The sequence below is a fragment of the Streptomyces sudanensis genome (assembly GCF_023614315.1).
GTDB classification, from domain to species: domain Bacteria; phylum Actinomycetota; class Actinomycetes; order Streptomycetales; family Streptomycetaceae; genus Streptomyces; species Streptomyces sudanensis.
In genome coordinates, this window is the sequence record NZ_CP095474.1 from 50465 (window position 1) to 75975 (window position 25511).

Consider the following 25511-nt stretch of genomic DNA (forward strand, 5'->3'; position numbering starts at 1 on the left):
GCCCCGCCGTCAGCGGGGGGTGGCCGGCCGCAGCGCCGGGCGGGCGGGCCGGGCGTTGGCCAGGTAGGCGGCGACCCCGGCGACGGTCGGGGCCCGGAAGAACTCGCGGACCGGCAGTTCCAGCCCCAGGGCCGAACGCACCCGGGAGATCAGCCGCATCGCCAGCAGCGAATGCCCGCCCAGGACGAAGAAGCTGTCGTCGACGCCGACCGAGTCCCGGCCGAGCACCGCGGCGAACAGCTCGGCGAGCACCTCCTCGTGCGCCGTGCGCGGGCCGGTGGCGGCCGGTGCCGCGTCCTGCGGGGTCGGCCCTGCGGTGGCGTGACGGGGCCGCCGGTCCTGGACGGGTGGCACGTCGAGGTCGGCGACCGGCCGCTCCGGGTCCTCGGCGACCTGCGTGAGCAGCCGGCGCAGGCCGTCCGCGAGCCGCTCCCCCGTCGAGGCGTCGAACAGCGCGGTCGGGTACGTCAGGGTGCCGGCCAGCCCCGCCGGTGCTCCGTCCTGGTCGAGCCGCTCCTCCACGTCGACGACCAGGTCGAACTTCGCGGTGGTCGACGGGACCGGCCGCTCGGCCGCCCGCAGGCCGGGGAACTCGGGGGTGGCGGTCGCGTGCTGGAGCTGGACCATGACCTGGAAGAGCGGGTGACGGCCGGGTGAGCGCGGCGGGTTCACCGCTTCGACCAGCCGCTCGAACGGGACGTCCTGGTGCTCGTAGGCCGCGAGGTCGGTGGCCCGGACGCGGCGGAGCAGCTCCGCGAAGCTCGGGTTCCCCGAGACATCGGTCCGCAGGACCAGCGTGTTGACGAAGAACCCGACCAGGTCGTCGAGCGCGCTGTCCGACCGGCCGGCCACCGGGGTACCGATCGGGATGTCCGTCCCCGCGCCCAGCCTGCTGAGCAGGGCGGCGCATCCGGCTTGGAGGACCATGAACAACGTGCAGTCGTGCTCCCTGGCGACGGCGAGCAGGCTCCGGTGGAGTTCCGGTCCCCACGCGATGTCCGCCGACCCGCCGGCCCGGTCGCCGGTCTCGGGCCGGGGCCGGTCCGTCGGCAGGGCCAGCTCCACCGGCAGGCCGGCCAGTCGGGTGCGCCAGTGGTCCAGCTGGCGGGAGAGCACACTGTCCCGGTCGTCCTCGCCGCCGAGCAGTTCCCGCTGCCACAGCACGTAGTCGGCGTACTGTGCCGGCAGGTCGTCCCACCGGGGGGCCTCGCGCCGCGTGCGGGCGGCATAGGCGGTGGAGAGGTCGCGCAGGAGCGGTCCGAGCGACCAGCCGTCGCAGACGATGTGGTGGAACACCAGCAGCAGCAGATGGTCGTCCCGGCCCGTGGTGAGCAGGTGGGCGATCACGGGGGGCCGTGCGGCCAGGTCGAACCGGTGGTCCGCGGCCGCGCGCACCGCCGCTTTGACCTCGGCCTCGGACACCTCCCGGCGCACCAGTGCCGGCCGGGCCTCCTCCGGTGCGAGCACCGACTGCACCGGCCGGTCGCCCCGTTCGACGAAGACCGTCCGCAGGCTCTCGTGCCTGTCCGTGACGTCGGACAGCGCCTGTTCGAGGGCCTCCACGTCCAGCGGCCCGGACAGGCCGAGGGCGACGGGGAGGTTGTAGGCGGTGCCCGTCTCCTCCCACTGGTTCAGGAACCACAGCCGCTGCTGGGCGTGGGACAGCGGCAGCACGTCCGGGCGTCCCCCCGGCCGGAGGGCCGGCCTGGCGGGGAGCATGTCGTCGAGGCGCTCCGCCAGCCCGGCCACGGTGGGGGTGCCGAACAGCAGGCGGGTCGGCAGTTCCACGCCGAGGACGGAGCGCGCCCTGCTGCTCAGCCGCACGGCCAGCAGGGAGTGGCCGCCGAGGTCGAAGAAGCCGTCGTCGATGCCCACCGCGTCGCGGCCGAGCACTTCCGCGAACAGTCCGCACAGGAGCTCCTCGCGCGGATCGCGCGGCGCGCGCCGGGTGCCGGCGGGATACGCCGGTTTCGGCAGCGCGGCACTGTCCACCTTCCCGTTCGGTGTCAGCGGCAGTTCGTCGATCACCACGATCGCGGCGGGCACCATGTAGTCCGGCAGATTCTGCCGTGCGAACTCGCGCAGCCGCCGCACGTCGGTCTCCGTGTCCCGCACGAGCACGTATGCGACGAGGCGTTTGTCGCCGGGGTGGTCGTCGCGCAGGACCGCCACCGCGTACGCGACGTCCTCGTGGCGGGCCAGTACCGCCTCGACCTCGCCGAGTTCGACCCGGAAGCCGCGGATCTTCACCTGGTCGTCGGCCCGGCCGAGGAACTCCAGCGCGCCGTCGCCGGTCCACCGGACCAGGTCGCCCGTGCGGTACATGCGCCGGCCCGGGCCGAACGGGTTCGCCACGAACCGTTCCGCGGTCAGGCCGGGGCGGTTCACGTAGCCCCGGGCCAGCTGGGCGCCCGCGACGTACAGTTCGCCGACCACCCGCGGCGGGACGGGCCGCAGTCCCGGGTCGAGCACGAACACGTCCACCCCGGCGATCGGACGGCCGATCAGGGGCCGGTCGCTCTCGTCCGATGTCCAAAAGAGGCTGTCCACCGTGGTCTCGGTCTGTCCGTAGATGTTGTAGACGGTGGTGCCCTCGGTCTCCCGGATCCGTGCCCACAGCTTCTCGCCCACGGTCTCCGCGCCGGTCATCACCACCGCGGGCGGCGTTCCGGCCGGATCGAGCATCCCCTGCCGGATCAGTTCCTCGGCGTAGCTGGGCATCACGTCGAGGGCGTCGATGCCGCGCCGGTCCATGTACCGGGCCATGGCGGCCGGGTCGCGGCGGGTGTCGTCGCCGATCAGGTGGAGTTCGTGGCCGGCGGCCTGCCACAGCAGGCCGACGACCGAGGTGTCGAAGGAGAGGGACGCCGTCAGTGCCATCCGGCAGCGGCGCGGGCCGCGTGTCCGCTCGGCGGTGGCGATGACCTCCGCGCGGTAGAAGGCCAGCAGGTTGGCCAGCCCGCCGTGGGTCACCGTCACGCCCTTGGGCCGGCCGGTCGATCCGGAGGTGTACACGACGTATGCCGGATGGTCCGCGGCGACGGCGGTCCGGAGTTCGCCCGGCGCCTCGTCGTCGAGGACGGGGCCGTCGACGAACACCGGTTCGCACACGGGCAGCGACGCGGCGGTCGCCCTGTCGGTGACGACCAGGGCGGGGGCGGAGTCCTCGAGCAGGTAGGCGATCCGCCGGGCCGGGTAGGCCGGGTCGACGAACAGGAACGCGGCGCCCGACTTCAGTACGGCCAGGAGGGCGACCACCAGGGCCGCGGACCGGGGCAGAGCCACCGCCACCACGTGTTCCGGGCCCGCGCCCCGGCCCACGAGGCGGTGGGCGAGCCGGGTGGCGGACGCGTCGAGTTCGGCGTAGGTCATCGCGGTGTCCTCGAAGACCAGCGCCGTCGCGTCCGGGGTGCGGGCGGCCTGCTCCCGGAACGCGTCGGGCAGGAACACGGCCCGCGGTGCGGGCGCGGGGCGCCCGGGGAGGAGGAGCCGCCGTTCCTCGTCCGAGAGCACGTCGACGGCGCCGATCGGTCGTTCCGGGGCGGCGAGCACCTGTTCCAGCAGGCGCCGCAGGCGCGTCACGAGCTGTTCGGCGGTGGTCCGGTCGAACAGCTCCTCGGCGTACTCGAGGTAGCCGGTCAGTCCGGCCGGCGCGCCTCGGGCGTCGCGTTCGTCCACCAGCTCAAGACTGAGGTCGAACTTCGCGACGTCCCAGTCCACCGGGATCCGCTCGCCGTGCAGTCCGGCGAAGCCCAGGGTGGTGTCCTCGGCGTGCTGCACCTGGACCATGACCTGGAACAGGGGGCTCCGGGACAGCGACCGCTCGGGCCGCAGGTCCTCGACGACGCGCTCGAACGGGACGTCCTGGTGGGCGAACGCCTCCAGGTCGGTGTCCCGGACCCGCCGCAGCAGTTCGGTGAACCCGGGGTCGCCCGCGGTGTCGGTACGCAGCACCAGGGTGTTGACGAAGAACCCGACCAGGTCGTCGAACGCGCTGTCCGACCGGCCCGCCACCGGGGTGCCGAAGGGGATGTCGGTGCCCGCGCCCATACGGGTCAGGAGCGCCGCGAAGCCCGCCTGCACCGCCATGAACAGCGTGCAGCCGGTGGACCTGGCGAGTTCGAGCAGCCTGCCGTGCAGATCCGGCCCCCAGTGGACGGGGACGATCCCTCCGGAGTGTGCCGCCACCGCGGGGCGCGGCCGGTCCGCCGGCAGCGTCAGCTCCGCGGGCAGGCCGGCCAGCCGGGTGCGCCAGTACTCCAGCTGGCGGCTCATCAGGCTCGTCGGGTCCTCGGCGTCGCCGAGCAGTTCCCGCTGCCACAGCGTGTAGTCGGCGTAGCGCACCGGCTGCGGCGGCCAGTCCGGTGCGGTCCCCCCGCACCGGGCGGTGTAGGCCAGGGCGAGGTCCCTGAGCAGGGGACGCAGGGACCACCCGTCGGCCGCGATGTGCTGGACGACCAGTAGCAGTACCTGCTGCTCGGGGCCGAGCAGGAACAGCGTGGCCCGGAGGGGGGCGTCCTCGGTGAGGTCGAACCGGTGGCGGGCCCGTTCCGCCATGGCGCCGGCGAGGTCGGGCGGCGCCACCTCGACGACCTCGATCCCGGGGGCCGGGTCCAGGAGCACCGGGCGCGGTTCGCCGCCGTCCTCGGGGAAGACCGTGCGCAGGCTCTCGTGCCGTTCCGTCACGTCCGCGAGCGCCCGTGCCAGGGCGTCCCCGTCCACCGTCCCGGTGAGGCGGACCGCGACGGGCACGTTGTACGTCCCTTCGCCGTGCTCCATCCGGTTCAGGAACCACAGCCGTCGCTGGGCGGGCGACAGGGGCACGGGCTCCGACCCCGCGCGGGCGGTCGGCGCCGGACGCGCGGTCCCGGTCAGCCGGGCCAGTCCGGCCACCGTGGGTTCGGCGAACAGGTCCCGGATCTCGAACCCCTCCCCCAGGACCGACCGGATCCGGGAGAGCAGCCGGAGGGCCAGGAGGGAGTGCCCTCCCAGGTCGAAGAAGTCGTCGTCGGTCCCCACGCGGGGCACTCCCAGTACTTCCGCGAAGAGTTCGCACAGGATCTCCTCGCGCGGACTGCGCGGCTCCCGCACGGCGCTCGCGGTCCGGTCCGGCTCCGGCAGCGCGGCACGGTCGAGTTTCCCGTTCAGTGTCGTCGGCATGGTCTCGACCAGGACCACGGCGGCGGGGACCATGTAGTCGGGCAGGATGCCCGACACGAACCGGCGAAGCTCCCTGCCGGTGAGGCCGGAGGACCGGGGCACGGCATACGCGACCGGGCGCCGGTCGCCCGGCCGGTCCTCCCGGACGACGACCGCGGCCTGCGCCACCTCGGGATGGCCGGCCAGCGCGGCCTCGATCTCGCCGGGCTCCACGCGGAAGCCCCGGATCTTCACCTGCGCGTCCGCGCGGCCGACGAACTCCAGCTCGCCGCCGGCGGTCCACCGGACCAGGTCACCGGACCGGTACATCCGCTCCCCCGCCGAGAAGGGGCAGGCCACGAACCTCTCGGCGGTCAGCGCGGGGCGCCCGGCGTACCCCCTGGCGAGCTGGATCCCGCTCAGGTACAGCTCGCCCACCACTCCCGGCGGCACCGGTCGCAGCGCACCGTCCAGTACGAACGCCGACACGTTGGCCAGCGGTCGGCCGATCGGCACCGAGTTTCCCCCGTCGTCCCGGCGGCACCGCCAGTGGGTCACGTCGACGGCGGCTTCGGTCGGCCCGTAGAGGTTGTGCAGCTCGGTGGAGCCGAGCGTGGCGAACAGTTCGCGTTGCGTCTCCGCGGGCAGGGCCTCGCCGCTGCAGATGATCCGGCGCAGGCCCGTGCAGTCGGCCGCACCGGGCTCCCGGAGGAACGCCTGCAGCATCGAGGGCACGAAGTGCGTGACGGTCACCGACTCCCGCCGGATCAGCTCGGCGAGGTAGCCGGGGTCGCGGTGTCCGCCGGGCTTCGCCAGTACCAGGGTCGCGCCGGAGATCAGCGGCCAGAAGAACTCCCAGACCGACACGTCGAAGCCGGCCGGGGTCTTCTGCAGCACCCTGTCGGCGCCGGTGAGCCGGTACTGCCGCTGCATCCACAGCAGGCGGTTGACGATGGCCGCGTGCGGGACCATGACGCCCTTGGGCCGTCCGGTGGATCCGGAGGTGAAGATGACGTAGGCGCAGTGCGCCGGATGCCGGCGTACCGGCCGGGCGGGGGCGGACGCGACCGGCTCGTCGAGCAGCAGCCTCGGCGGGGAGGCGGGAAGGGCGTCGGCGCTCTTCGAGTCGGTCAGTACGAGGACCGGGCCGGCATCCTCGATCATCGCGGCGATCCGCCCGGCGGGGTGCTCCAGGTCCACCGGCAGGTAGGCGGCGCCCGCCCTGACCACGGCGAGGATCGCGACCACGAGATCCACCGAACGGGGCAGTGCCACGGCCACGACCCGGTCCGGGCCCGCGCCCCCGTGAACGAGCCGCGACGCCAGCCGGTCCACTCGCGCGTCCAGCTCGGCGTAGCTCAGCCGTTCGTCGGGGGCTACCAGGGCCGTCGCGTGCGGCGTGCGCCGGACCTGCTGCGACCACAGCTCGGCAAGCGTCACCTCGGGCAGTTCGACGGCGGTGTCGTTCCACTTCCGTACGACCCGGTCGCGCTGGTCGGGTGACAGCACGGTCAGCGCGGAGAGCGGCCGGTCCGGGTCGGCGGCCACCTGCTCCAGCAGCAGCCTCAGCCGTTCGGCGAGGTCGGCCGCCTCGGCGTCGGTGAACAGGTCCGGGCGGTAGTGCAGGCGCAGGGCGAGCCGCTCGCCCGGCTCGACGGCGAGGGTCAGCGGGTAGTGCGCGCTGTCGCGGAACGTGACGTCCACCTGGAGCTCGCCGTCGGGCGAGTCGACCCTGTAGTCGTGCATCGGGAAGTTGTCGAAGACCACGTTGGTGTCGAACAGCGCGGTGGGGCAGCCGGTGAGGCGCTGGATCTCCACCAGGCCGAGGTGGTCGTGGTCGAGCGCCGCGGAGCGTCCCGACTGGATCTGTTCGAACAGTGCGCTCACCGAGGCCGCACGGTCCAGCCGCACCCGCACCGGGACCGTGTTGATGAGCATCCCGATCATCGAGTCCGCGCCGGTCAGCTCCGCCGGGCGGCCGCTGACCGTCGAGCCGAACACGACGTCGTCGCGCCCGGTGAGCGAGCCGACCAGGACGGCCCACACCCCCTGGCACACCGTGTTGAGCAGGACGTGGTTCTGCCGGGCGCGCGCGGTCAGCAGCGCCGTCGTCTCCGCCGGCAGCAGCACCTCCACCTCCTTGGGCGGCGGCCCGGTCCGGGAGTCGGCGGGCGCGACGAAGGTGGGTTCGGTGATCCCCTCCAGGGCCGTCGCCCAGTGCCGCTCCGCGCCGGCCCGGTCCTGCCCCGCCAGCCACGCCAGGTAGTCCCGGTAGGGACGCACCGGTGCCAGGCCGGCGGTGCCGCCTCCCCGGGAGTACAGCGCGAACAGCTCCTGGAACAGCAGGGCGAAGGACCACCCGTCCAGCAGGAGGTGGTGGGCGGTGACGAGGAGCCGGTGGCGGCGGGCGGTGTGCCCGACGAGAGTGAACCGGATCAACGACGGCCCGCCGACGTCGATGCCCTGTGCCCAGTCCTGCTCGGTCAGTTCGGCGAACCGCCGCCGCGCGTCCTCTTCCCGCCCCAGTCCGATCTCCCGCCACTCCAGCGGGACGTCGCGGCGGACCACCCGTATCGGTTCACCCGACTTCCGGTACCGGAACCCGGACCGCAGTGTGGCGTGGCGCCGCATCACGGTCTCCGCGGCCGTCCTCAGGAGCGCGGTGTCCACCGGCCCGTCGAGGTCCACCGCGAACTGCGCGAGGTAGGGGCTGTGCTTCTTCCGGTCGAACAGCGCGTGGAAGAGGAGTCCTTCCTGGAGGGGCGACAGGGGAAGGACGTCCTCGACTACCGACTGACTCATCTTCAGTGCCAACTTCCTCAGACGGCCCGCAGGTCGGATTCGATTTCTTCGAGTTCGCGCTGGCTGAGCGAGCTCAGGGTCAGGTCGGACGGGGTGAGTCCGCCCGCTCCGGGTCGGCGGGCGTGCGCGACCAGGGTCCGCAGCATCCGGAACCACGTCTCCGCCAGCTCGCGCGTGTCCGCCTCGGACACGACGCCGCCGGCCCAGGTCCAGGTGGCCTGCAGCACCGGGCCGTCCGCCCGGTCCACCGTGGCCGCGTTCACCTCGATGCTGTGGGCCATGGGCATGCCCGGCCCCGCGTCGTCCAGGCCGGTCCCGTACTCCGGTACGACCGACCAGTCGGCGTCGTCCGAGACCGCGAAGCGGCCCAGGTAGTTGAAGACGAACTCCGGCCGGGCCGCCTGTTCCAGCAGCGCGCCGGTCCGCGGGTTCAGGTAGCGGAGGAGGCCGTACCGGACCCCCTTGTCGGGGATGCCGCGCACCTGCTCCTTGATCCGCTTCACCGCGGTTCCCACCGCGGGCCCGGCGGCGTCCACGTCCGCCCAGTCCACCTCGCCCAGTTCGAGCCTGATGGGGAACATGCTGGTGAACCAGCCCACGGTCCGGGAGAGGTCCACGTCCGCGAGCGCGGCCTCCCTGCCGTGGCCCTCCAGGTGCAGCAGCGCGGTGCCGTCGCCCGCCGTGCCGCGTCCGCGGTGCCAGTCCCCCATCGCCAGTGCGAGACCGGCGAGGAGGATGTCGTTGACGTCGGCGTTGAACAACGCCGGCACCGTGGTCAGCAACTCCTCGGTGAACTCGGCCGGCAGGGACTCGGTGAAGCAGCGGTCCCGGCTCTCCCGGTCGTCGCCGGGCACCCTCGCCCGGTCGCCGAACCCGGCGGCGCCGGGGCGCAGCCGTTCCAGCCAGTAGGGGAGTTCGGCGACGCACTCCTGTGCGTGCGCCTGCTCGCCGAGCAGCCGGGACCAGCGGCGGAACGAGGTCGGTACCGGTTCGAGGGCGACGGCGGCGTCTTCCTCGACCGCTCGCCAGGCCGCCGCGAGGTCGGCGATCAGGACACGCCAGGAGACGGAGTCGACGGCCAGGTGGTGGACGACCAGCGCGAGCTCGCCCCGGCGATCCGGTCCGGCGTCGAACCACACGGCCTGGAGGACGTTGCCCTCCCGCGGGCGGAGCCTGTCGCGCGCCGCGTCCGACTCCTGTCGGACCAGCGCGGCCCGGTCGCACTCGAGGCGCCCCGCCGCGTCGATCCGCCGGACGGCCGGGGCTGCGTCGACCGTGCCCGCCGGCAGGGTCTCGAGCACCCAGTCCTTCTCGCCGCCGGGCACGGACAACCGCAGGCGCAGGACGTCGTGGTGGTCGAGCAGGGCCTGCACCATCGAGACCAGGCGGGTCTCCGTCAGCCCCGGAGGCGTACGCAGGACCGCGAACTGGTTGTAGGTGTCCACCCCGCCGCCGCGTTCCCGGAACCAGCGCATGACGGGCGTGGCGGCGACCGGCCCCACCCCGTCGTCCGCGACGGGTGCCGACTCCCGGTCGACCGTGGTGGCCGCCTCCGCCAGTGCTTCCATGTCGCGGTGACTCAGCACGTCACCGACGGTGATCCGCAGACCGGCTTTCCGTGCCCGGCTGACGAGCTGCATGGCGATGATGCTGTCCCCGCCGAGCGCCACGAAGCCGTCGTCGAGCCCCACGTCGCTCACCCGAAGCAGGTCGGCGACCAGTTCACACAGGAGGCGCTGGCGCCGGGTGACCGGATTCCGCCCGGTCACGCTCGAATTCGGTTCAGCGAAAGGGCTGGTCACGTATTCCCTCATTTCGAGTCCGATCTGGAATCGACGACGAAGTTATCGAGCGGTGGTCGCCGCCGGCGGCAGTCGCGGCGGCAATCCGGGGGGATCGCGGGGCGGGGCGCGTGGATTGCCGGTGGGATTGCCGCCGGACGCAACGGCGCACGCCGACACTGGCGGGTGCGACGTCCAGGTGGAATCACCTCGGGAAGAGGAGCGACGATGACGATGCAGCAGCCGGTCCGGTCGGCGGGCGACCTTGCGATGTTCGGCGGCGAACGGGCCGTGCCCAGGGGACTGCGGATCCGGCCCTGGCCGATGGTGACCGAGGAGGACGAGCAGGCGGTCCGCCGGGTGCTGCGGTCCGGCCGGTTCACCTCCGCCTCGTCGGGGGAGCAGGAGATCACGGGGCTGGAGCGGGAGTGGGCGCGGCATGTCGGTACGGAGCACTGCGTGGCGGTGAGCAACGGGACCGCGGCGCTGTCGGTCGCGCTGAGCGCCGTGGGCGTGGGAGCCGGCGACGAGGTCGTCGTGCCCGCCCTGAGCTTCATCGGCAGCGCCACCGCTCCGCTTCACCTCATGGCCGTGCCGGTTTTCGCGGACGTCGACCCCGTCACGTTCAATCTGGACCCCGCGGCGCTCGAAGCCGCGATCACCCCCCGTACCAAGGCGGTCGTCGTGGTCCACCTGCACGGTCTGCCCGCCGACCTGGACCGGATCACCGCGATCGCCGCCCGGCACGGGATCGCCGTGGTCGAGGACGCCGCGCAGGCGCACGGCGCCCGGTACCGGGGCCGGGCGGTGGGCTCGATCGGTGCCGTGAACACGTTCAGCCTCAACGTCAGCAAGAACCTCGCCACCTGCGGCGAGGGCGGTCTGATCACGACCGACGACGCGGACGTTGCGACGAAGGCGACCATGCTGCGGCAGTTCGGCGAACTCATCGCGGCCGACGGCGAACGCAGCTACGTCGCGCACCTGCTGGGCTGGAACTGCAAACCGAACGCGATGCAGGCGGCCTTCACCCGCAGCCGTCTCACGCGGTTCCCCGCCGAGGCGGCCGTCCGCGAGGAGAACGTCCGCCGGCTGCTGGAACGGCTGGCCGCGTACCCCGGCTTCCTGGTGCCGACGGTCCCCCGGGACCGCACTCACGCCTGGCACATCCTGCGTTTCCGGGTGGACCCCGCCGCCTTCGGGCTGGCCGACGAGTTCGCGGGTCCGCTGCGCGCCGTCGTGCAGCGGGCCCTGCGTGCCGAAGGGGTGCCCGCCGCGCCCTACCAACTCCAGCCGCTGCCCGCGCAGCGGGTGTTCACCGAACGGCGCGGGTTCGGCGCCTACCCGTGGGCGCTGCCCGGCATCGCGGCCCGCCCCTACCGTCCCGAGGACTTCCCCGCGACCCTGCGGGTCCTCGACGACTCCTTCACCCTCCAGAAGGCGCACCTGCACCCGGAGTCGGGACCGCTGCTCGCCAGGTACGCCGACGGGTTCGAGAAGGTCTGGCAGCACCGCGACGCGCTGGCCGCCGTCGCCGGGACGGCGGCCCACACGCCGCACTGGGAACGCGCCTCGCGGATCGCCGACGCCGAGTGGTCGGCGGCGTTCGGCGGTCGGTGACCCCGACGCCGGCGGTTCAGGCCAGCAGCCGCCGCACCTGCTCCGTCACCGCAGCGCCGGAGATCCCGTTGCGCGCCAGCAGGTGGCGGTGTCCGCCGGTGCCGGCGGCGAACCGGTCGGCCACCGCCACCCGCCGTACCGGACAGGCGGCGCCCAGGTCTGCCACGACCTCGGCCACCGCGGAACCGAGGCCCCCGGCCGCCCAGTGCTCCTCGACGGTGACGATGCCGCGCGTGCGGGTGGCGGCCGTGACGATCGCCTCCTGGTCGAGCGGTTTGACCGTGTGCATGTTGAGCACGGCCACGTCGATCCCGGCACCGGCCAGCTCGTCGGCGGTCCGGAGCGCGGTGAGCACGGGGTACGGGCCGGTGGCGATCAGCGTCACGTCGGTTCCCCGGCGCAGGGACTGCGCGACCCCGATCCGTACCGGCTCCCGCGCTGCCAGGGCCGGCGTCGCGCCGCGCCCCAGGCGCAGGTACACCGGCCCCGGCAGCTCCGCGCAGGCCCGGACCAGGGTCTCGGTGGCGGGGCCGTCCGCGGGTACCAGCACCGTCATGTTCGGCAGCATCCGCATGACGGCGAGGTCTTCCAGCGAGTGGTGGGTGGTCCCGAGGTGGCCGGCGGAGAGCCCGCCGTGGGTGGCGGCGATCCTCACCGGCAGGTCGTTCCAGGCGATGTCGAGTTTCACCGCTTCCAGCGCACGGGTGGCGGCGAAGGTCGCCATGGTGTTGACGAAGGGGATCCGGCCGGACCTGGCCAGCCCCGCCGCCACGCCCATCAGGTTCTGTTCCGCGATGCCGAGGTTGAGGTACCGCCGTGCGCCCTCGCCCCAGGAGGTGGCGGAGAACAGGCCGGTGTCGCTGTCCAGGCACACGTAGCGCTCGTCCTCGCCGACCAGCTCGACCAGGACGTCCCGGTAGATCTCCCGGGCCGCGCGGTCCTGGCCCGGCACGGCGGGTTCGGTCGTCACGACGGACATGTCGTCTCCGTTCGGGTCGGTTCGCCGCGCGTCACCGCCGCACGGGCACGCCGGTGCCCGCGTTCGGTGAGCCGGACGTAGTGGCTGCGGGCCTGGCCCTCGATGTAGGGCAGTCCTTTGCCCTTGACCGTGCGGGCCAGCACGACGGTCGGTCTGCCCGGGGCGTACGGGACGTGCGACAGGGCCGCACGCAACTGGTCCGTGTCGTGCCCGTCGACCTCGCGCACCGCCCACCCGAAGCCGCGCCAGCGGTCCCCCAGCGGTTCGAGGCCCACGGTCTCCTCCGTGTCGCCGCTGATCTGCAGCCCGTTGCGGTCGACGATCGCCACCAGCCGGTCCAGTCGCTGGGCGCCGGCGGCCATCGCGGCCTCCCAGACCGAGCCCTCCTGCAGTTCGCCGTCGCCGAGCACGACGAAGCAGCGCCGGTCGCTCCCGTCCAGCCGTGCGGCGAGCGCGAAGCCGACGCCGAGGGGCAGTCCGTGCCCGAGCGACCCGGTGGGCATCTCGACCCCGGGGACGGCCGGGTTCGGGTGTGCGGTGAACACGCTGTCCGGAGCGCCGTAGCCCGCCAGTCGCTCCTCGGGGAAGAAGCCCCGCTCCGCCAGGACGGCGTACAGTCCGATCGCGCCGTGGCCCTTGCTCAGCAGCAGGATGTCCCGGTCCGGCGCCTGCGGCAGCCGCGGGTCGATCCGCAGCACGTGGTGGTAGAGCGTGACCAGGATCTCGACCATGGACATCGATCCGCCGAGGTGGCCGCCCTCCGGGTTGGCGCACATGCGCACGATGAGTTCTCGTGCCCTGCGCGCGTGGTCGTCGCTCATCGGCCCTCTCCGGTGAGATGCCCGTCGAGTTCGGCCAGCGCCCGGGTCAGCACCCGGATGCCGAACAGGTACTCGGACAGTTTGATGTGTTCCTGATCGGAATGGTCCAGGCTGCTGTCGCCCGGCCCGTAGGTGGCCATCGGCACCGCCCACTCCTCCGCCAGCGTGTTCATGTCGGAGGTGCCGGTCTTCACCTTCGCCCTCGGGCTTCCGCCCTGCGCGCGGATCGCGACCGTGAGGGCCCGCACCACGGGATCGTTGCGGCCGACACGGCAGGCACGCACCGTGTTGACGACCTGGAGGATGCCAGGGGCCGACCGTTCGGACAGTGCGGCCACCAGGCCCTCGCCGTCGAAGTCCGGGGGGACGCGGATGCTGAACTCCGCGGTGGCGGACGTCAGTCCGCCGTCGATCGACATCAGGGTCGGGCCGGGACGGTCGAACCGGGCGTGGCTCGCCTCCGGGCCGAGCAGCTCCAGGAGTTCCGTCCACGCCCGGGTCGCCAGCTCGGACGCCTTGGGCACGACGTTGCTGGGGTGGGTCGCCTCGCACCGCACCCGGTAGCGGAGGTCGATCTTCCCCTTGTACCCCAGGACGACCGTGTCGCAGCCGCTGGGCTCGCCGATGACCAGGGCGTCCGGCGGCTCGTGCGTACGGCGGATCCCCACCGCGCCCCGGGACATCGGGGTCTCCTCCTCCACCACGCCCACGACGACGATCCGGCCGCGGAACCCGGTGCTGCCGGCGGCCGCGCAGATCATCGTGGCGAGCGGCCCCTTGGCGTCGACCGCGCCCCTGCCGTACAAGCGGTCGCCGGCCATCCGCACCGGGACGTCCCCCGGTACGGTGTCCATATGGCCGAGCAGCATCACCGTCGGCCCCGGGCCGTGCCGGATCTCCCCGATCACGTTGCCCGCGCCGTCGATCCGCGCGGCGAGACCGGCTCCGCTCATGGCGTCCGCCAGATGGCCGGCCAGCTCCGACTCCGCGAAGGACGGCGAGGGGATCCTCAGCATGCCGTGGAGCAGTTCGACCGCGGCCGGGTCGGAGAACCTCGTCACTCTTCCTCCAGGAGCACTTCGGTGCACGAGCCCGCCAGGGCCTCCCGGACCGGACGGGGGCGGCGGCCGTCCGCGATCAGGACGCGGTTCGCACCGGCCAGCAGTGCCTCGCGGGCCGCGATCAGCTTGATCCCCATTCCCCCGGTGACCACCGGAGGCGTTCCCCGGCGGGGAACACGGCAGACGGGGAGCACCGACCGTTCGTCGTGCCGGTCGGCCAGCACCCCCCTCGCCCCGGTGAGCAGCACGAGGGTGCTCGCCCGGACGGCGCCCGCGACGGCCGCGGCGGCGCGGTCGGCGTCCGTGTTGACCACACGGCCGTCCCGGGCCAGGGCCGGCGGCGACACCACGGGCAGCAGCCCCGCCGCGAGCATCGTGGCCAGCAGGTCGCCGTTCACCTCGACGATCCGTCCGCTGTGGTCGTCCCTGACCACGACCCGGCGTCCGTCGACGAGCGCGCGGTGCGCCGACTTGCGGGCGGCCACCAGGAGTCCGGCGTCCAGGCCGGTCAGCCCGACCGCGTTCACCCCGCACGCGCGCAGAGCGGCCAGCAGACGGGGCTTGACGGAGCCGGCCAGCGCCAACTGCACCACTTCGAGGGTTCGTTCGTCGGTGTACCGGGTCGACACCCCGTCCGGGGCGACGAGTCGGCGGGAAGGGACTCCGAGGCGTTCGGCAAGGCTGTCGATGTCGGCCGAACCGCCGTGGGCGAGGATCACCGGCCTGCCGCCCCGGTGCACGGCGGCGACGTCCGCGCAGATCGCCTCCGACCGCACGGCGGCGTTTCCACCGCATTTGACCACGAGAATGTCCCGCATTCGCTTCATCAACCTCACATCAGTTGGGATGCAGTCCGGGGAATTCCAGCCCCGTCCGCTCCGGCCAGCCGAAGCGGACGTTCAGACACTGCACGGCCCCTCCCGCGCCGCCCTTGACCAGGTTGTCCAGAGCTCCGATCAGGACCGCGGTGCCGTCCTCCCCGGACACCGCGAACCCGACGTCGCAGAAGTTGGACCCCGTCAGGATCTTCGGCTCCGGCAACCGGTACAGGCCGTGGCGCTGGGCGACGACCCGGACGAACGGCTCGTTCCGGTACGCCGCGCGGAACGCGGACCGGACGTCCCTCTCCGACACGCCGGGCGCCAGCTTCACGTGGCACACCACCTGCACGCCGCGGACCGCCTCGACCCCTGTGGCGGTCATCCGCACGGCGTGGCCCGTGGCCTGGGCGATCTCGGCCTCGTGCCGGTGTCCGGAGGGAGCGAACACCCTGAGGGCGCCGCTGCGTTCGGCGTGGGCGCTGGCGGGACCGCCGGAGACCCCCGATCCGCTGGAACCGGTTCTGGCGTCCACCCGGACCGTTCCCTCGATCAGGCCCGCCCGGGCCATCGGCCGGACCGCGAGGATGCCGGCGGTGGCCATGCAGCCGGGAACCGAGATCCGGTCGCTGGAGGCCAGTCGGGCGCGATGCCATTCGGGCAGCCCGGTGGTGAAATCGGGAAGCAGGTGCGGTGCGGTGTGGGGGACTCCGTAGTAGGACGCGTAGACCCCGGGATCTCGTAGACGGAAGTCCCCGGACAGGTCGATGACGGTCCTGGCCAGTTTCAGGAAACCGGCCATCCTCCCCATCGTCTCCCGATGGGGGGCGGCCAGGAAGAGCACCTCGAAATCAACGCTCTCCAGCGTGTCGTGGCCGACGAAGCACAAGTCCGTGTGGCCGCGCAGGTTGGGATGGGGGCCGTCGACCCGGCGCCCGGCCAGGCGGTCGGACGTGGCGGCCACGACCGTGACCCGCGGGTGGCCGTGCAGCAGGCGGAGCAGCTCGCCGCCGATGTAGCCGGACGCCCCGACGATCGCTACTCGGAGCATGGGCGTACCTTCGTCAGGAGGTGGTCGACGATCCGGTCGGCGACGGAGACCGCGTCGCCGAGGGCCTGCTGCAGCCCGGAGAACTCGATGCCGTGGTTGACCTCCAGGACGAGGACCTCTCCCGTCTCGTCCTCGATCAGGTCGACACCGGCGATCTCGGCCTCCACCGCCTGCGCGGCCATGACCGCGAGTTTCGCGATGTCCGGTGTCAGGGTGCACAGTTCGCTCACGGCACCCCGCGCCACGTTGGTCCGCCAGTCCTCGCTGCGCCGGTAGGTCGCGGCGAGCGCTTCGCCGCCCACCACGGCAACACGGATGTCCCGCCCCGGTTTGGCTATCCATTCCTGCAGGTAGACGATCCGGGCCTGCGGTGAGGGCAACGCGGCGACGTACTCCAGGACGGTCTCCGCGGTCCGCCGGTCCGGCAGCGCGGCGACCAGCCGCCCCCACGAGCCCTGCAGGGGCTTCACCACGGCCGGGTAGCCGATGGTCTCCAGGGCCGTCAGCGCCGCTTCCCCGGTCAGCCCGAGGGCCGCTCGCGGTGTCGGGAGTCCGGCTTCGACCAGTGCCGCGGAGGTGCGCCACTTGTCCCCGCACAGCTCGGTCGCGCGCGCCGAGTTGACCACCGTCGCCCCCGCCGCCTCCAGCGCGTGCGCCGCGTACGTCGCCCTGGCGAGCCCGATCTCCCTGTTCAGCACGATCGGGCGGGGGCCTCGGTCACCGAGCCGGTACCAGCACTCGCGGCTGTCGATGTGCCGATGGGCGATCCCCCTGCGGCCGAGGGCTTCGAGGATGTTCTTCTCACTGGCCCGCACACGGGAAGTGAGTACCGCGAAGGGCACGGCGCGGCTCACTCGCCCCAGTCCTCTTCGATTTCCGGCGCGAGCGCGATCCGTATCGGATCCAGCGTGAGGATCTCCAGTTCGCTGGCGCATTCACCGCATTCCACGATTTCACCGATCACCGGCGTTCCGGCGAGGGCCACCGAACTCTCGCACTCCGGACAGGGGACCATTTTCCATTCCTTTCGTCGAAGGCCACGAGGCACAGGTAAACGTAATGACCGCTCCGGGCCCCGACAGGCAGAATGAGCGGCAGTCTCGGCGCCCCTGCCCACCTCCCCCGCCCCGGGGTCCTGGCCGGGGCGCGGCCCTACGCGTGCAGGAGCCGCACCAGTTGCAGCACCGTGAACTGCTCCGGCAGGTGGTCGCCCGCCGGCCGCACGAGGCCGTGAATCAACAGCGCGTGCAGGGCGGCGGCCGGGTCCGGGACGAGGTGGTCGATGTCCGCGACCGTCCAGTGCCGGCGGTCCGCCACCTCGGCCAGCACCTGGCGGTAGCGCCTGGCCACGACGTCGACACTGCGCGTCAGGGAGCGCAGCAGGTTCCGGCAGGAGCAGCCCGTCGGCGGGGAGAGGAGGTGCGAGTCGCGACCGGCTCGGGCCAGCAGGAGCTCCGGCGGGTACAGCAGGCACCAGCCCGCCGCGTATTCGAGCGCTCTCGGTACCCCGTCGAGCCAGCGGCACAACCGCGCCACCGCGCGCGCGTTGTCCTCCCGAAGCCGGAATCCGGGCCGTGACCGGCGCATATGGGACAGGAACAGCGCCACGGACGCGACCTCGCTCAGACCGGCGTGGTCGTGGTCCCGCGTCTCCTCGGGCACGGCCGTCCCGGTGAGCGGCAGTACCCGCTCGCTCGGCAGGCGGCGCGGCGCCAGACCGGTCACCACGACACGCAGACCCGGGCAACGCCGAAGCAGTTCGCCGATGTCCACCCCGCCGGGTCCCGGAGCGTCGTCGCCGTCGATCACCAGCAGCTCGTGTCCTTCGCCGATCGCCCCGGCGAGGTCGTCGGTCAGGTCGGTGGTGCGCGCCGGCGACCCGCCGGAACCGGAGCCGGCCGCCGGGGTCGCACCGCAGCACGGCGGGTCCCCGGCCGAGGAGTGCCACCCGACCCGCCAGCCCCTGGCCCGCAGCACTCTGGCCGCCTCGAGCACCAGATGCGTCTTGCCGATGCCGCTGATCCCGACCACGCTCACCAGGCGGTGGCCGTGCACGGTGATCTGGTCGAGCAGCACCTGAAGCTCCGCTTCCCGGCCCACCAGCGCGCCGGGCGGAGCGGGCGGAGCGGGCAGCGCGAACGGCGGAACCCGGTGGTCCACCGGGCTTCCCCCGGCGGCGTGCAGTCGCAGGCGCTCCGGGCCACTCAACCGCAGCGCGTCGGCGAGCAGCTCCACGCTCTCCCGCCGGGGCCGTCGTACCCTGCCGCTCTCCAGGTCCCGAATGGCCCGGACGCTCAACGTGGCGAAGTCCGCCAGTTGTTGCTGGGTCAGTCCGGACCGGTCCCGATGCTCCTTCAGCAGCTCGGCGAAGGAAGTCGCCCCGGCGTTCCGCTCCGGCGGTACCGGCACCGGCCGCTCCCGGCGGCCGAGGACCGCGCGGTCGCGCGGCGAAGGTCCGGGGGCCGACTTCTTCCCGACAGTGCGCGGGCCGGTCTTCAGACGCCGGCCGGTCTCCCCGTGGACGTCCCCGCACGCGACATGTCCGAGCACTTCTGTTTCCCGGCCGCGCATTTCACGGACCGCTTCCCGCATTTTGTCACTCACGGATTCGGGTGCCCTTTCCCTGGACGGTTCCTGCGCTCCGGGTCCTGTGAGTGGCGGGCTCCGGGACTCGTCACGAGCCGGCTTCCCCGGACGTACGCGCTGGTCATCCCCAGCCGCTGTCATCGCCGGGCGCGGCGGAGGACGCCGCCCGCGTACCGGCGCCACCGGTGTCGGCGGCAGCGGTTCCGACGGCGGCGCCGACCGTCGTCATGCGGGGAGCAGCGACCACGACCGCACGAACAGGCTTCATTTTCTTCTCCCGGAGTTCAGAGTGAGGAATACCGGAGAAGTCCCGGCCGGTGCCGCCCGGCCATTCCCCTCCCGCCCTTCCAGACTGATGGGCGCCCGCCCCGGAATCCACCGGCGGAACCGTTCACCAAGTTCTCCGACACCAAAGCGAGGGGTGGATACAACACCCACAAGGCGTCAAATACCATCAATATCGACAATCGTGGTTGCTCGGAGTACCGTCCACGGCCGCCCGACGGCGCGCGGTCGCCGGTGTTCCGGGGCCCGGTCCGGGGACCACGGCCGAGGGCCCGGTGCACCGCACCGCCTCGTGCCGCGGCACCGCGGCACCGGACAGTCCGGTCTGCCGGTCCGTACCGTCCCAGGCGACGGTCTGCCCGGAACGGCATCCCGGTGCCCGCCCGGAGAAAGGCGCGATCCGACTTCCCCACCGGCCGCGCTGCGGGAGTTCGGCGCCGGACGGTGTGAGGACGCAGCCGGCCGAACGGCGCACCGGCCTGACCAGGGGCGTCGCGGGGTTGCCGCCGGTGCGCGCACTCCGTGCCGGGTGCCTGCGGTCGGGCCCGCCGCCGCGACATCGGACGGGCCCCTGGCCGCAGGCGGCCGGCCGGCTCCGCCCCTGGGACAAACCCAGCCCGCCGGACGGACTCACCCCCGCCCGTGTCCGCCGCGACTTCCGGCGCATCCGCCCAGCAACCACCTGCCCGGCCCAGGCACCGAAACCCTCCCTGCCCGGCCCCGGACGACCACCAGGCCGCAAGAACACCCGGCCCACACCCCGCCACGACGTGCACACACCCCGCACAACACAGCCGACGCAATGACGAACAAAGAAGTCAACAACTCCACGACCCCGCCGCACAGGTTAAAGATCAAGCTAGGAGCACTCAGCTAGGAACTGACCAGGAACGCTAAGCGGTCTGCAGTGCCATCTCAGCGAGAAACTCCTGTGGCACTCTCGCGAGAGACAGCCGCAGGGGCGCCTTGCCCGACACCGGAAGGTGGTGTTCCGGGCGCGGTCCTCCCTTTGGTGGAGCCGCGCCCTTCGGTTAGCTTGTCCCCCTCGCGCCCCTCGGCGCCCCATCGTCGGCGCGGTTCCGCCGGCACGCGGACCTCGACAGGAGCGGCCATGACCGTCAACGACCCGGACAGCGACAGACCCGGCGGCCAGGGGAGCACCGCGTCGACGCCGTGGGCGGAGTTCGGGGAGCGGCTGAAGCATCTGCGGCGGCGTTCCGGTCTGACCCAGCGGCAGCTGGGGCAGCGGGTCGGCTACGGCCACAGCCTGGTCAGCAGGTGGGAGAGCGGCACGCGTGAGCCGACGCGCGGCGCGGTGGACGCCCTGGAGCGGGTCCTGAATGCGGGCGGGGCGCTGTCCTCGCTGGTCGAGCCGCCCCCGCGGGAGGGGGAACGGACGCGGCGGGGAGGTCTCGGCGTCGGGTTCTTCCCGCCTCTGCCCGGTGGTCTTCGGTCCGGGCCGGTCCCGGCGTCCCTCGAAGCGGGCTGGCCCGGCGTGCTGCCTGCGGGCGCGTGCCCGCTGCATGCGGAGGACGCCTGCGAGGTGCCGGCCTTCGCCGACCTCCTGGTGCTGCCGGGCCGGATGCGAGCGGCGTGCGAAGCCGGGCTGCCGGACGCGGCGGAGGCCGATCTCATCCACCTCCTGGCGGCTCTGCTGGGCCGGTGCGAACAGGCGGCCGCGTGCGCGGCCCCGGCCGCGTCGCTCGGCACCGTCGAGCATGTCCTGGGCGGTCTGGTCGCCTGGGCCGGGGCGGCGGACGCGGCCGGGCGCTCGGCCGCCGCGCAGCTCGGGCTCGCCGCCCACTTCGCCCAGCTCGCCGGACGGCTTCGGATGCACGGGGGCCAGGGCGCCCTGGCGATGGCGTGGGTCGGCCACGGTCTGCGGTGGGCCGAGGCGGGCGGCGACACCGGGGTGCGGGCGACGCTGATGACCGATCTGTGCACGCTGGCCAGGCTCGACGGCGACGGCGCCTCCGCGCTGGCGTACGCGTCGGCCATCGGCGCGCTCGACGCGAGGCGCGGCTGGATCACCGCGTTGTCCCACATGTACCAGGCCCGCGGCCATGCGGCGCTCGGTGACGGGGCGGAGACCAGGCGGCAGGCGGACCTGAGCCGTCGGTGTCTGGAGCGGCTGCGTGGGCGGGACCTCCAGGAGGCGCCCTGGCTGGCGGGCGGGCAGGGGCAGTTGCGGATGGAGGCCACGGTCGCGGGCGCGCTGCGGGATCTCGCCGCGGTCACCGGTGACCGGCTCGCCGCCCGCAGCGCGGCCCGCTCGGCCGTACGGGCCCTGGAGCAGCTGCCCGACGGGATGGTGCCCACGCGGCTGCTGCTGACCGTGCGGCTCGCGGACTGCCATGTCTGCGCCGGGGACGTGGACGCCGCGCTCCAGGTGGCGGGATCGGTGGTGGAGCGTGCGGTGGCGGCCCGGAGGCAGACGATCTCGCAGGAGCTGAAGGGGCTGAGGTCCCGGCTCCTCGGCGCCTGGGGCGGGCTGCGCGAGACGCGCGAGTTCGCGGAGCGGCTCGGGGCCGCGGCGGAGGCGTCGCGGGGCTGAGGAATCTCGCCACCGCCCGCGCCGGAGGCACACGGCCGGCCCTGTGGCGGGGTCCACGGCTGCTGTGAGCCCGCCGGCCCGCGGGCCCGCTGACCTGCTGTGCAGGGGTGTCCGGTTATCGGACGGGGTTTGCCTCTTTTTGACAAGGGGTGTTCGGCCGGCCAACTTCGTTGACCCAGCCGACGTCTGGTGTGAGTGTTCTGCCGCCTAGACGTGAACATGACCACTTTCCGCCATCCCCGGATCGTGGCCCGGAACTCCCCACGCGTGTCCCGTACCACCGAGTCGCTCTTCAGGGCTGGGTGTTCCGGCGGCGGTCAGCACCGGAGCCGTCGCGTCTGCCCATCCCTTTTTCGCTAGGAGCACTGGTGAACCGAAGACTTGCCGTGGCCGGCCTCTCCATGGCCGTGGCCCTGGGAGCGGTGACGCTGCCCGCGGCCTCGGCCGCCGAGGTGGCGGCCCCCACCCAGGCCGCCGCGAAGCCGATACCCGAACCGCTCGACCGGGCGATAGCCGCGGCGGACAAGGCCGCCGACAGCGGTTTCGACGCCCTGGCCAAGGGGCCCGACGAGGACTACGACCGCCGCATGGTCACCCCGTGGGTCAAGGGCCTGTACTCGGTGGCCTACGAGCGGACCTACCGCGGTCTGCCCGTCGTCGGCGGCGACGCCGTCGTCCTCGCGGACGGCGAGGGCAAGGTCCGCGCCGCGAGCTCCGCCTCCGACGTCAGGATCTCGGTCGACACGACGCCCAGGATCACCGCGGCCGCCGCGGCGCAGACCAGCCGGGCGAAGCTGAAGAAGGCCGAGCGGACCGAGTCCCAGCGCCTCGTGGTCAAGATCCAGCAGGGCAAGGCACGGCTCGCCTGGGACACCGTCGTCTCCGGCTCCACGGACGCCGCCGGCGTGCACGAGAGCCGGCTGCACGTGTTCGTCGACGCCCACACCGGCAAGGTCCTCGACTCCTACGACGACGTGCGCCAGGGCAACGGCACCAGCGAGTGGAACGGCCCGAGCCCGCTTCCCATCACCACGAGCCAGTCGGGCGGCACCTACCAGCTCAGCGACCCCACCCGCCCCGGACTGGCCTGCTCCGACTACAGCACCGGCGCCGTGTTCAGCGGCTCCGACGACAACTGGGGCACCGGCAGCGCGAGCAGCAAGGAGACCGGCTGCGTCGACGCCATGTACGGCGCGCAGAAGCAGTGGGACATGCTCGGCGCCTGGCTCGGCCGCAACGGCCACGACGGCAACGGCCGCAGCTGGCCGGTCAGGGTCGGTCTGAACGACGTCAACGCCACGTGGAACGGCACGCGGGTCACCATCGGCCACAACCAGGCGAACAAGTGGATCGCCTCGCTGGACGTCGTCGCCCACGAGTACGGGCACGGCATCGACCAGTACACGCCGGGCGGCGCCAACAACGAGAGCGGTCTCGGCGAGGCCACCGGCGACATCTTCGGTGCGCTGACCGAGGCGTACGCCAACCAGCCCGCGCCCTACGACACCCCGGACGACTACGAGGTCGGCGAGGTGATCAACCTCGTCGGCAACGGCCCGATCCGCTACATGTACGACCCGTCCAAGCTGAACCACCCCAGCTGCTACTCGTCGTCGATCCCGACGACCGAGGTGCACGCGGCCGCGGGCCCGCTGAACCACTGGTTCTACCTGCTGGCCGAGGGCACCAACCCCGGCGGCGGCAAGCCGGCCAGCACCACCTGCAACAACACCGCGCTCACCGGGGTCGGCATCCAGAACGCCGGGAAGATCTTCTACGGCGGCATGCTGCTGAAGACGAGCGGGATGACCCACAAGCGGTACCGCACCGCGACCCTCACGGCGGCCAAGAACCTCGACGCCTCCTGCGGTCTGTTCAACAAGACCAAGGCCGCCTGGGACGCGATCAGCGTGCCCGCGCAGGCCGGCGACCCCACGTGCACCGGCACCCCGGCGTCCGACTACTCCATGGCCGTGAGCCCCTCCTCGGGCACCGTCCAGCCGGGCGGCTCCACCACGGCGACCATCTCCACCACCGTGACCAGCGGCAGCGGCCAGTCCGTCGCCCTGTCGGCCACCGGCGCGCCGACCGGGGTCTCCGTCTCCTTCAGCCCCGCCTCGGTGACCTCCGGCGGCAACGCCACGATGACGGTAAGCACCACCGCCTCCACGGCCCCCGGGACGTACACCCTCACCGTCCGGGGTGACGGCGCCCAGGCCGACCACACCGCGCAGTACACCCTGACCGTCGGCGGCACCACCCCCGGCACCGGCGCGCCCGACATCGACATCGCCCAGGTCAAGGCGCACCTGAGCCAGTTCCAGACGATCGCGAACAACAACGGCGGCAACCGCAGGGCGACCGGCACCGGCTACACCCAGTCGCTCGCCTACGTCAAGGGCAAGCTCCAGGCGGCCGGCTACACGGTCACCGAGCAGGCCTGCACCTCCGGCTGCACCGCCGGCGCCGGCGCCAACCTGATCGCCGAATGGCCCAAGGGCGACGCGACCAGGGTCTACATGTTCGGCGCCCACCTGGACAGCATCTCCACCGGCCCCGGCATCAACGACAACGGCTCCGGTTCCGCGGCGCTGCTGGAGACCGCGCTGACGCTGGCGCAGAAGAACCCGACCATGCTGAACCGGGTCCGGTTCGCCTGGTGGACGGACGAGGAGCAGGGGCTGAACGGCTCCGAGTTCTACGTCAGGTCCCTCACCGCCACGCAGCGGTCGCAGATCAGGGCGTACTACAACTTCGACATGGTCGCCTCCACCAACGGCGGCTACTTCATCAACCACCTCACCTCGGCCGCGGCCGCGCCGATGAAGGAGTACTGGGACTCGCTGGGCCTGGCGCCCGAGGAGAACACCGAGGGCGCGGGCCGCAGCGACGACTACCCGTTCGAGCAGTACGGGATCGCGACCTCCGGATACGCGATGGGCGCCAGCGCCACCAAGACGTCGGCGCAGGCCGCCAAGTGGGGCGGCACGGCGGGACGCGCGTACGACCCGTGCTACCACTCGTCCTGCGACAACCTCACCAACGTCAACGACACCGGCCTGAACCGCGCGGCGGACGGCATCGCCCACACCCTGTGGAAGCAGGCGGTCGGCACCGGGGTGCCCGCGAACGACTTCTCCCTGTCGGCCACCCCCTCCTCGGGCACCGTGAACCCGGGCGCCTCCACCACGGCCACCGTCGCCACCAGCACCACCAGCGGTTCGGCCCAGACGGTCCAGCTGTCCGCGGCGAACGCCCCCGCGGGCGTCTCCGTCAGCTTCGCGCCGTCGTCCCTCACCTCGGGCGGCAGCTCGACCATGACCGTCACCGCGGCGAGCTCGACGGCACCCGGCGTGTACACGCTCACCGTCACCGGCACGGGGGCCTCGGCCACGCGCACGACGACGTACACCCTGACCGTCAACGGCTCCGGCTCCTGCGACACCGTGCAGAAGGTCGCCAACGGCGGGTTCGAGAGCGGCACCTCGCCGTGGACGGGTGACACCGCCGCCATCGGCGCCCACAGCGGCCAGCCGGCGCGCACCGGCACCCGGTCCGCCTGGCTCGTGGGCTACGGCAGCACCCGCACCGAGACGATCAGCCAGTCGGTGACCGTCCCCAAGGGCTGCGCCAAGGCCACCCTCACGTACTACCTGCACATCGACACCGCCGAAAGCGGATCCACCGCCTACGACGTCTTCCGCGTGCAGGTGAACGGCACCACGGTCGCGACCAGGTCCAACGCCAACGCCGCCAGCGGGTACCTCCAGCAGTCGGTCGACCTGACCTCCTACGCCGGACAGCAGGTCACGCTGGCCTTCACGGCCTCCGAGGACTCGAGCCTGCAGACGAGCTTCGTCATCGACGACGTGACGCTCCAGGGAAGCTGACAGCCCGACCCGAACGGGGCCCGAACCGGACGACACCCTCGTCCGGTTCGGGCCCCCGCCNNNNCCGNCCGNCCCCCTCCCCCACGCCCCGTCCCGGCGGCAGCACCGTCGTGTTTTCCGCGGT

The 25511-nt window shown here is 72.9% G+C and carries 13 protein-coding genes and 1 pseudogene; 4 read left to right on the forward strand and 10 right to left on the reverse strand.

The genetic code is table 11. From position 1 onward, the window contains the following. Window positions 1-9 precede the first annotated feature (9 nt). Entirely contained in the window at window positions 10-7941 is a 7932-nt protein-coding gene (locus MW084_RS00220) for a non-ribosomal peptide synthetase (protein WP_010470978.1), read from the reverse strand. Window positions 7942-7958: 17 nt separating this feature from the next. Next, window positions 7959-9710, reverse strand: a complete 1752-nt coding sequence (locus MW084_RS00225; RefSeq protein WP_010470980.1) for a condensation domain-containing protein — start codon at window positions 9708-9710, stop codon at window positions 7959-7961. A gap of 240 nt (window positions 9711-9950) precedes the next feature. Between MW084_RS00225 and MW084_RS00230 the strand changes: the two genes are divergently transcribed. Continuing rightward, window positions 9951-11342, forward strand: coding sequence for a DegT/DnrJ/EryC1/StrS family aminotransferase (locus MW084_RS00230; RefSeq protein WP_010470982.1), 1392 nt, complete (start codon window positions 9951-9953; stop codon window positions 11340-11342). 16 nt (window positions 11343-11358) lie between these two features. Here MW084_RS00230 and MW084_RS00235 read toward each other — a convergent pair whose 3' ends face one another. The 8 genes from MW084_RS00235 to MW084_RS00270 form a co-directional block, all read right to left on the reverse strand. Then, window positions 11359-12321 (reverse strand): transketolase family protein, encoded by a 963-nt coding sequence (locus MW084_RS00235; RefSeq protein WP_010470984.1) that lies wholly within the window; start codon window positions 12319-12321, stop codon window positions 11359-11361. Then, window positions 12309-13142 carry a transketolase gene (locus tag MW084_RS00240; protein ID WP_010470987.1) on the reverse strand — a complete coding sequence of 278 codons (834 nt, stop codon included), beginning with the start codon at window positions 13140-13142 and terminating at the stop codon, window positions 12309-12311. Before MW084_RS00240 ends, MW084_RS00235 begins: the two co-directional genes overlap by 13 nt. Beyond that, window positions 13139-14203 (reverse strand): M20/M25/M40 family metallo-hydrolase, encoded by a 1065-nt coding sequence (locus MW084_RS00245; protein ID WP_010470989.1) that lies wholly within the window; start codon window positions 14201-14203, stop codon window positions 13139-13141. Before MW084_RS00245 ends, MW084_RS00240 begins: the two co-directional genes overlap by 4 nt. Further along, window positions 14200-15021: a [LysW]-aminoadipate kinase gene (locus tag MW084_RS00250; RefSeq protein ID WP_029553527.1), complete on the reverse strand. Its 822-nt coding sequence runs from the start codon at window positions 15019-15021 to the stop codon at window positions 14200-14202. Before MW084_RS00250 ends, MW084_RS00245 begins: the two co-directional genes overlap by 4 nt. A gap of 19 nt (window positions 15022-15040) precedes the next feature. Next, entirely contained in the window at window positions 15041-16072 is a 1032-nt protein-coding gene (gene argC, locus MW084_RS00255) for an N-acetyl-gamma-glutamyl-phosphate reductase (RefSeq protein ID WP_010470993.1), read from the reverse strand. Continuing rightward, window positions 16060-16926: a RimK family alpha-L-glutamate ligase gene (locus MW084_RS00260; protein WP_010470994.1), complete on the reverse strand. Its 867-nt coding sequence runs from the start codon at window positions 16924-16926 to the stop codon at window positions 16060-16062. Before MW084_RS00260 ends, argC begins: the two co-directional genes overlap by 13 nt. After that, the gene (locus MW084_RS00265) at window positions 16923-17087 is read right to left on the reverse strand and encodes a lysine biosynthesis protein LysW (RefSeq protein WP_010470995.1); all 165 of its coding nucleotides are present in this window, start codon (window positions 17085-17087) and stop codon (window positions 16923-16925) included. Before MW084_RS00265 ends, MW084_RS00260 begins: the two co-directional genes overlap by 4 nt. Window positions 17088-17224: 137 nt before the next feature. Beyond that, window positions 17225-18481, reverse strand: a complete 1257-nt coding sequence (locus MW084_RS00270) for a helix-turn-helix domain-containing protein (RefSeq protein ID WP_275563387.1) — start codon at window positions 18479-18481, stop codon at window positions 17225-17227. Between the two features lie 1037 nt (window positions 18482-19518). On the opposite strand from MW084_RS00270, the pseudogene MW084_RS00275 reads away from it, so the two are divergent. From MW084_RS00275 to MW084_RS00285, 3 genes and pseudogenes are all read left to right on the forward strand, one after another. Next, window positions 19519-19749 (forward strand): annotated as a pseudogene (locus tag MW084_RS00275) (NF041680 family putative transposase); the annotation flags it as partial. Window positions 19750-20054: 305 nt separating this feature from the next. Next, window positions 20055-21497, forward strand: coding sequence for a helix-turn-helix domain-containing protein (locus MW084_RS00280; RefSeq protein ID WP_010470999.1), 1443 nt, complete (start codon window positions 20055-20057; stop codon window positions 21495-21497). A 401-nt stretch (window positions 21498-21898) separates the two neighbouring features. Then, the gene (locus MW084_RS00285; RefSeq protein WP_039829357.1) at window positions 21899-25387 is read left to right on the forward strand and encodes a M28 family peptidase; all 3489 of its coding nucleotides are present in this window, start codon (window positions 21899-21901) and stop codon (window positions 25385-25387) included. The last annotated feature ends 124 nt before the right edge of the window (window positions 25388-25511 follow it).

Excerpts from the sequence above, each read along its gene's own strand:
- MW084_RS00220 (WP_010470978.1), bottom strand. The coding sequence starts at position 7,941 with ATGAGTCAGTCGGTAGTCGAGGACGTCCTTCCCCTGTCGCCCCTCCAG.
- MW084_RS00230 (WP_010470982.1), top strand. The coding sequence starts at position 9,951 with ATGACGATGCAGCAGCCGGTCCGGTCGGCGGGCGACCTTGCGATGTTC.
- MW084_RS00235 (WP_010470984.1), bottom strand. The coding sequence starts at position 12,321 with ATGTCCGTCGTGACGACCGAACCCGCCGTGCCGGGCCAGGACCGCGCG.
- MW084_RS00240 (WP_010470987.1), bottom strand. The coding sequence starts at position 13,142 with ATGAGCGACGACCACGCGCGCAGGGCACGAGAACTCATCGTGCGCATG.
- MW084_RS00250 (WP_029553527.1), bottom strand. The coding sequence starts at position 15,021 with ATGCGGGACATTCTCGTGGTCAAATGCGGTGGAAACGCCGCCGTGCGG.
- argC (WP_010470993.1), bottom strand. The coding sequence starts at position 16,072 with ATGCTCCGAGTAGCGATCGTCGGGGCGTCCGGCTACATCGGCGGCGAG.
- MW084_RS00265 (WP_010470995.1), bottom strand. The coding sequence starts at position 17,087 with ATGGTCCCCTGTCCGGAGTGCGAGAGTTCGGTGGCCCTCGCCGGAACG.
- MW084_RS00280 (WP_010470999.1), top strand. The coding sequence starts at position 20,055 with ATGACCGTCAACGACCCGGACAGCGACAGACCCGGCGGCCAGGGGAGC.
- MW084_RS00285 (WP_039829357.1), top strand. The coding sequence starts at position 21,899 with ATGGCCGTGGCCCTGGGAGCGGTGACGCTGCCCGCGGCCTCGGCCGCC.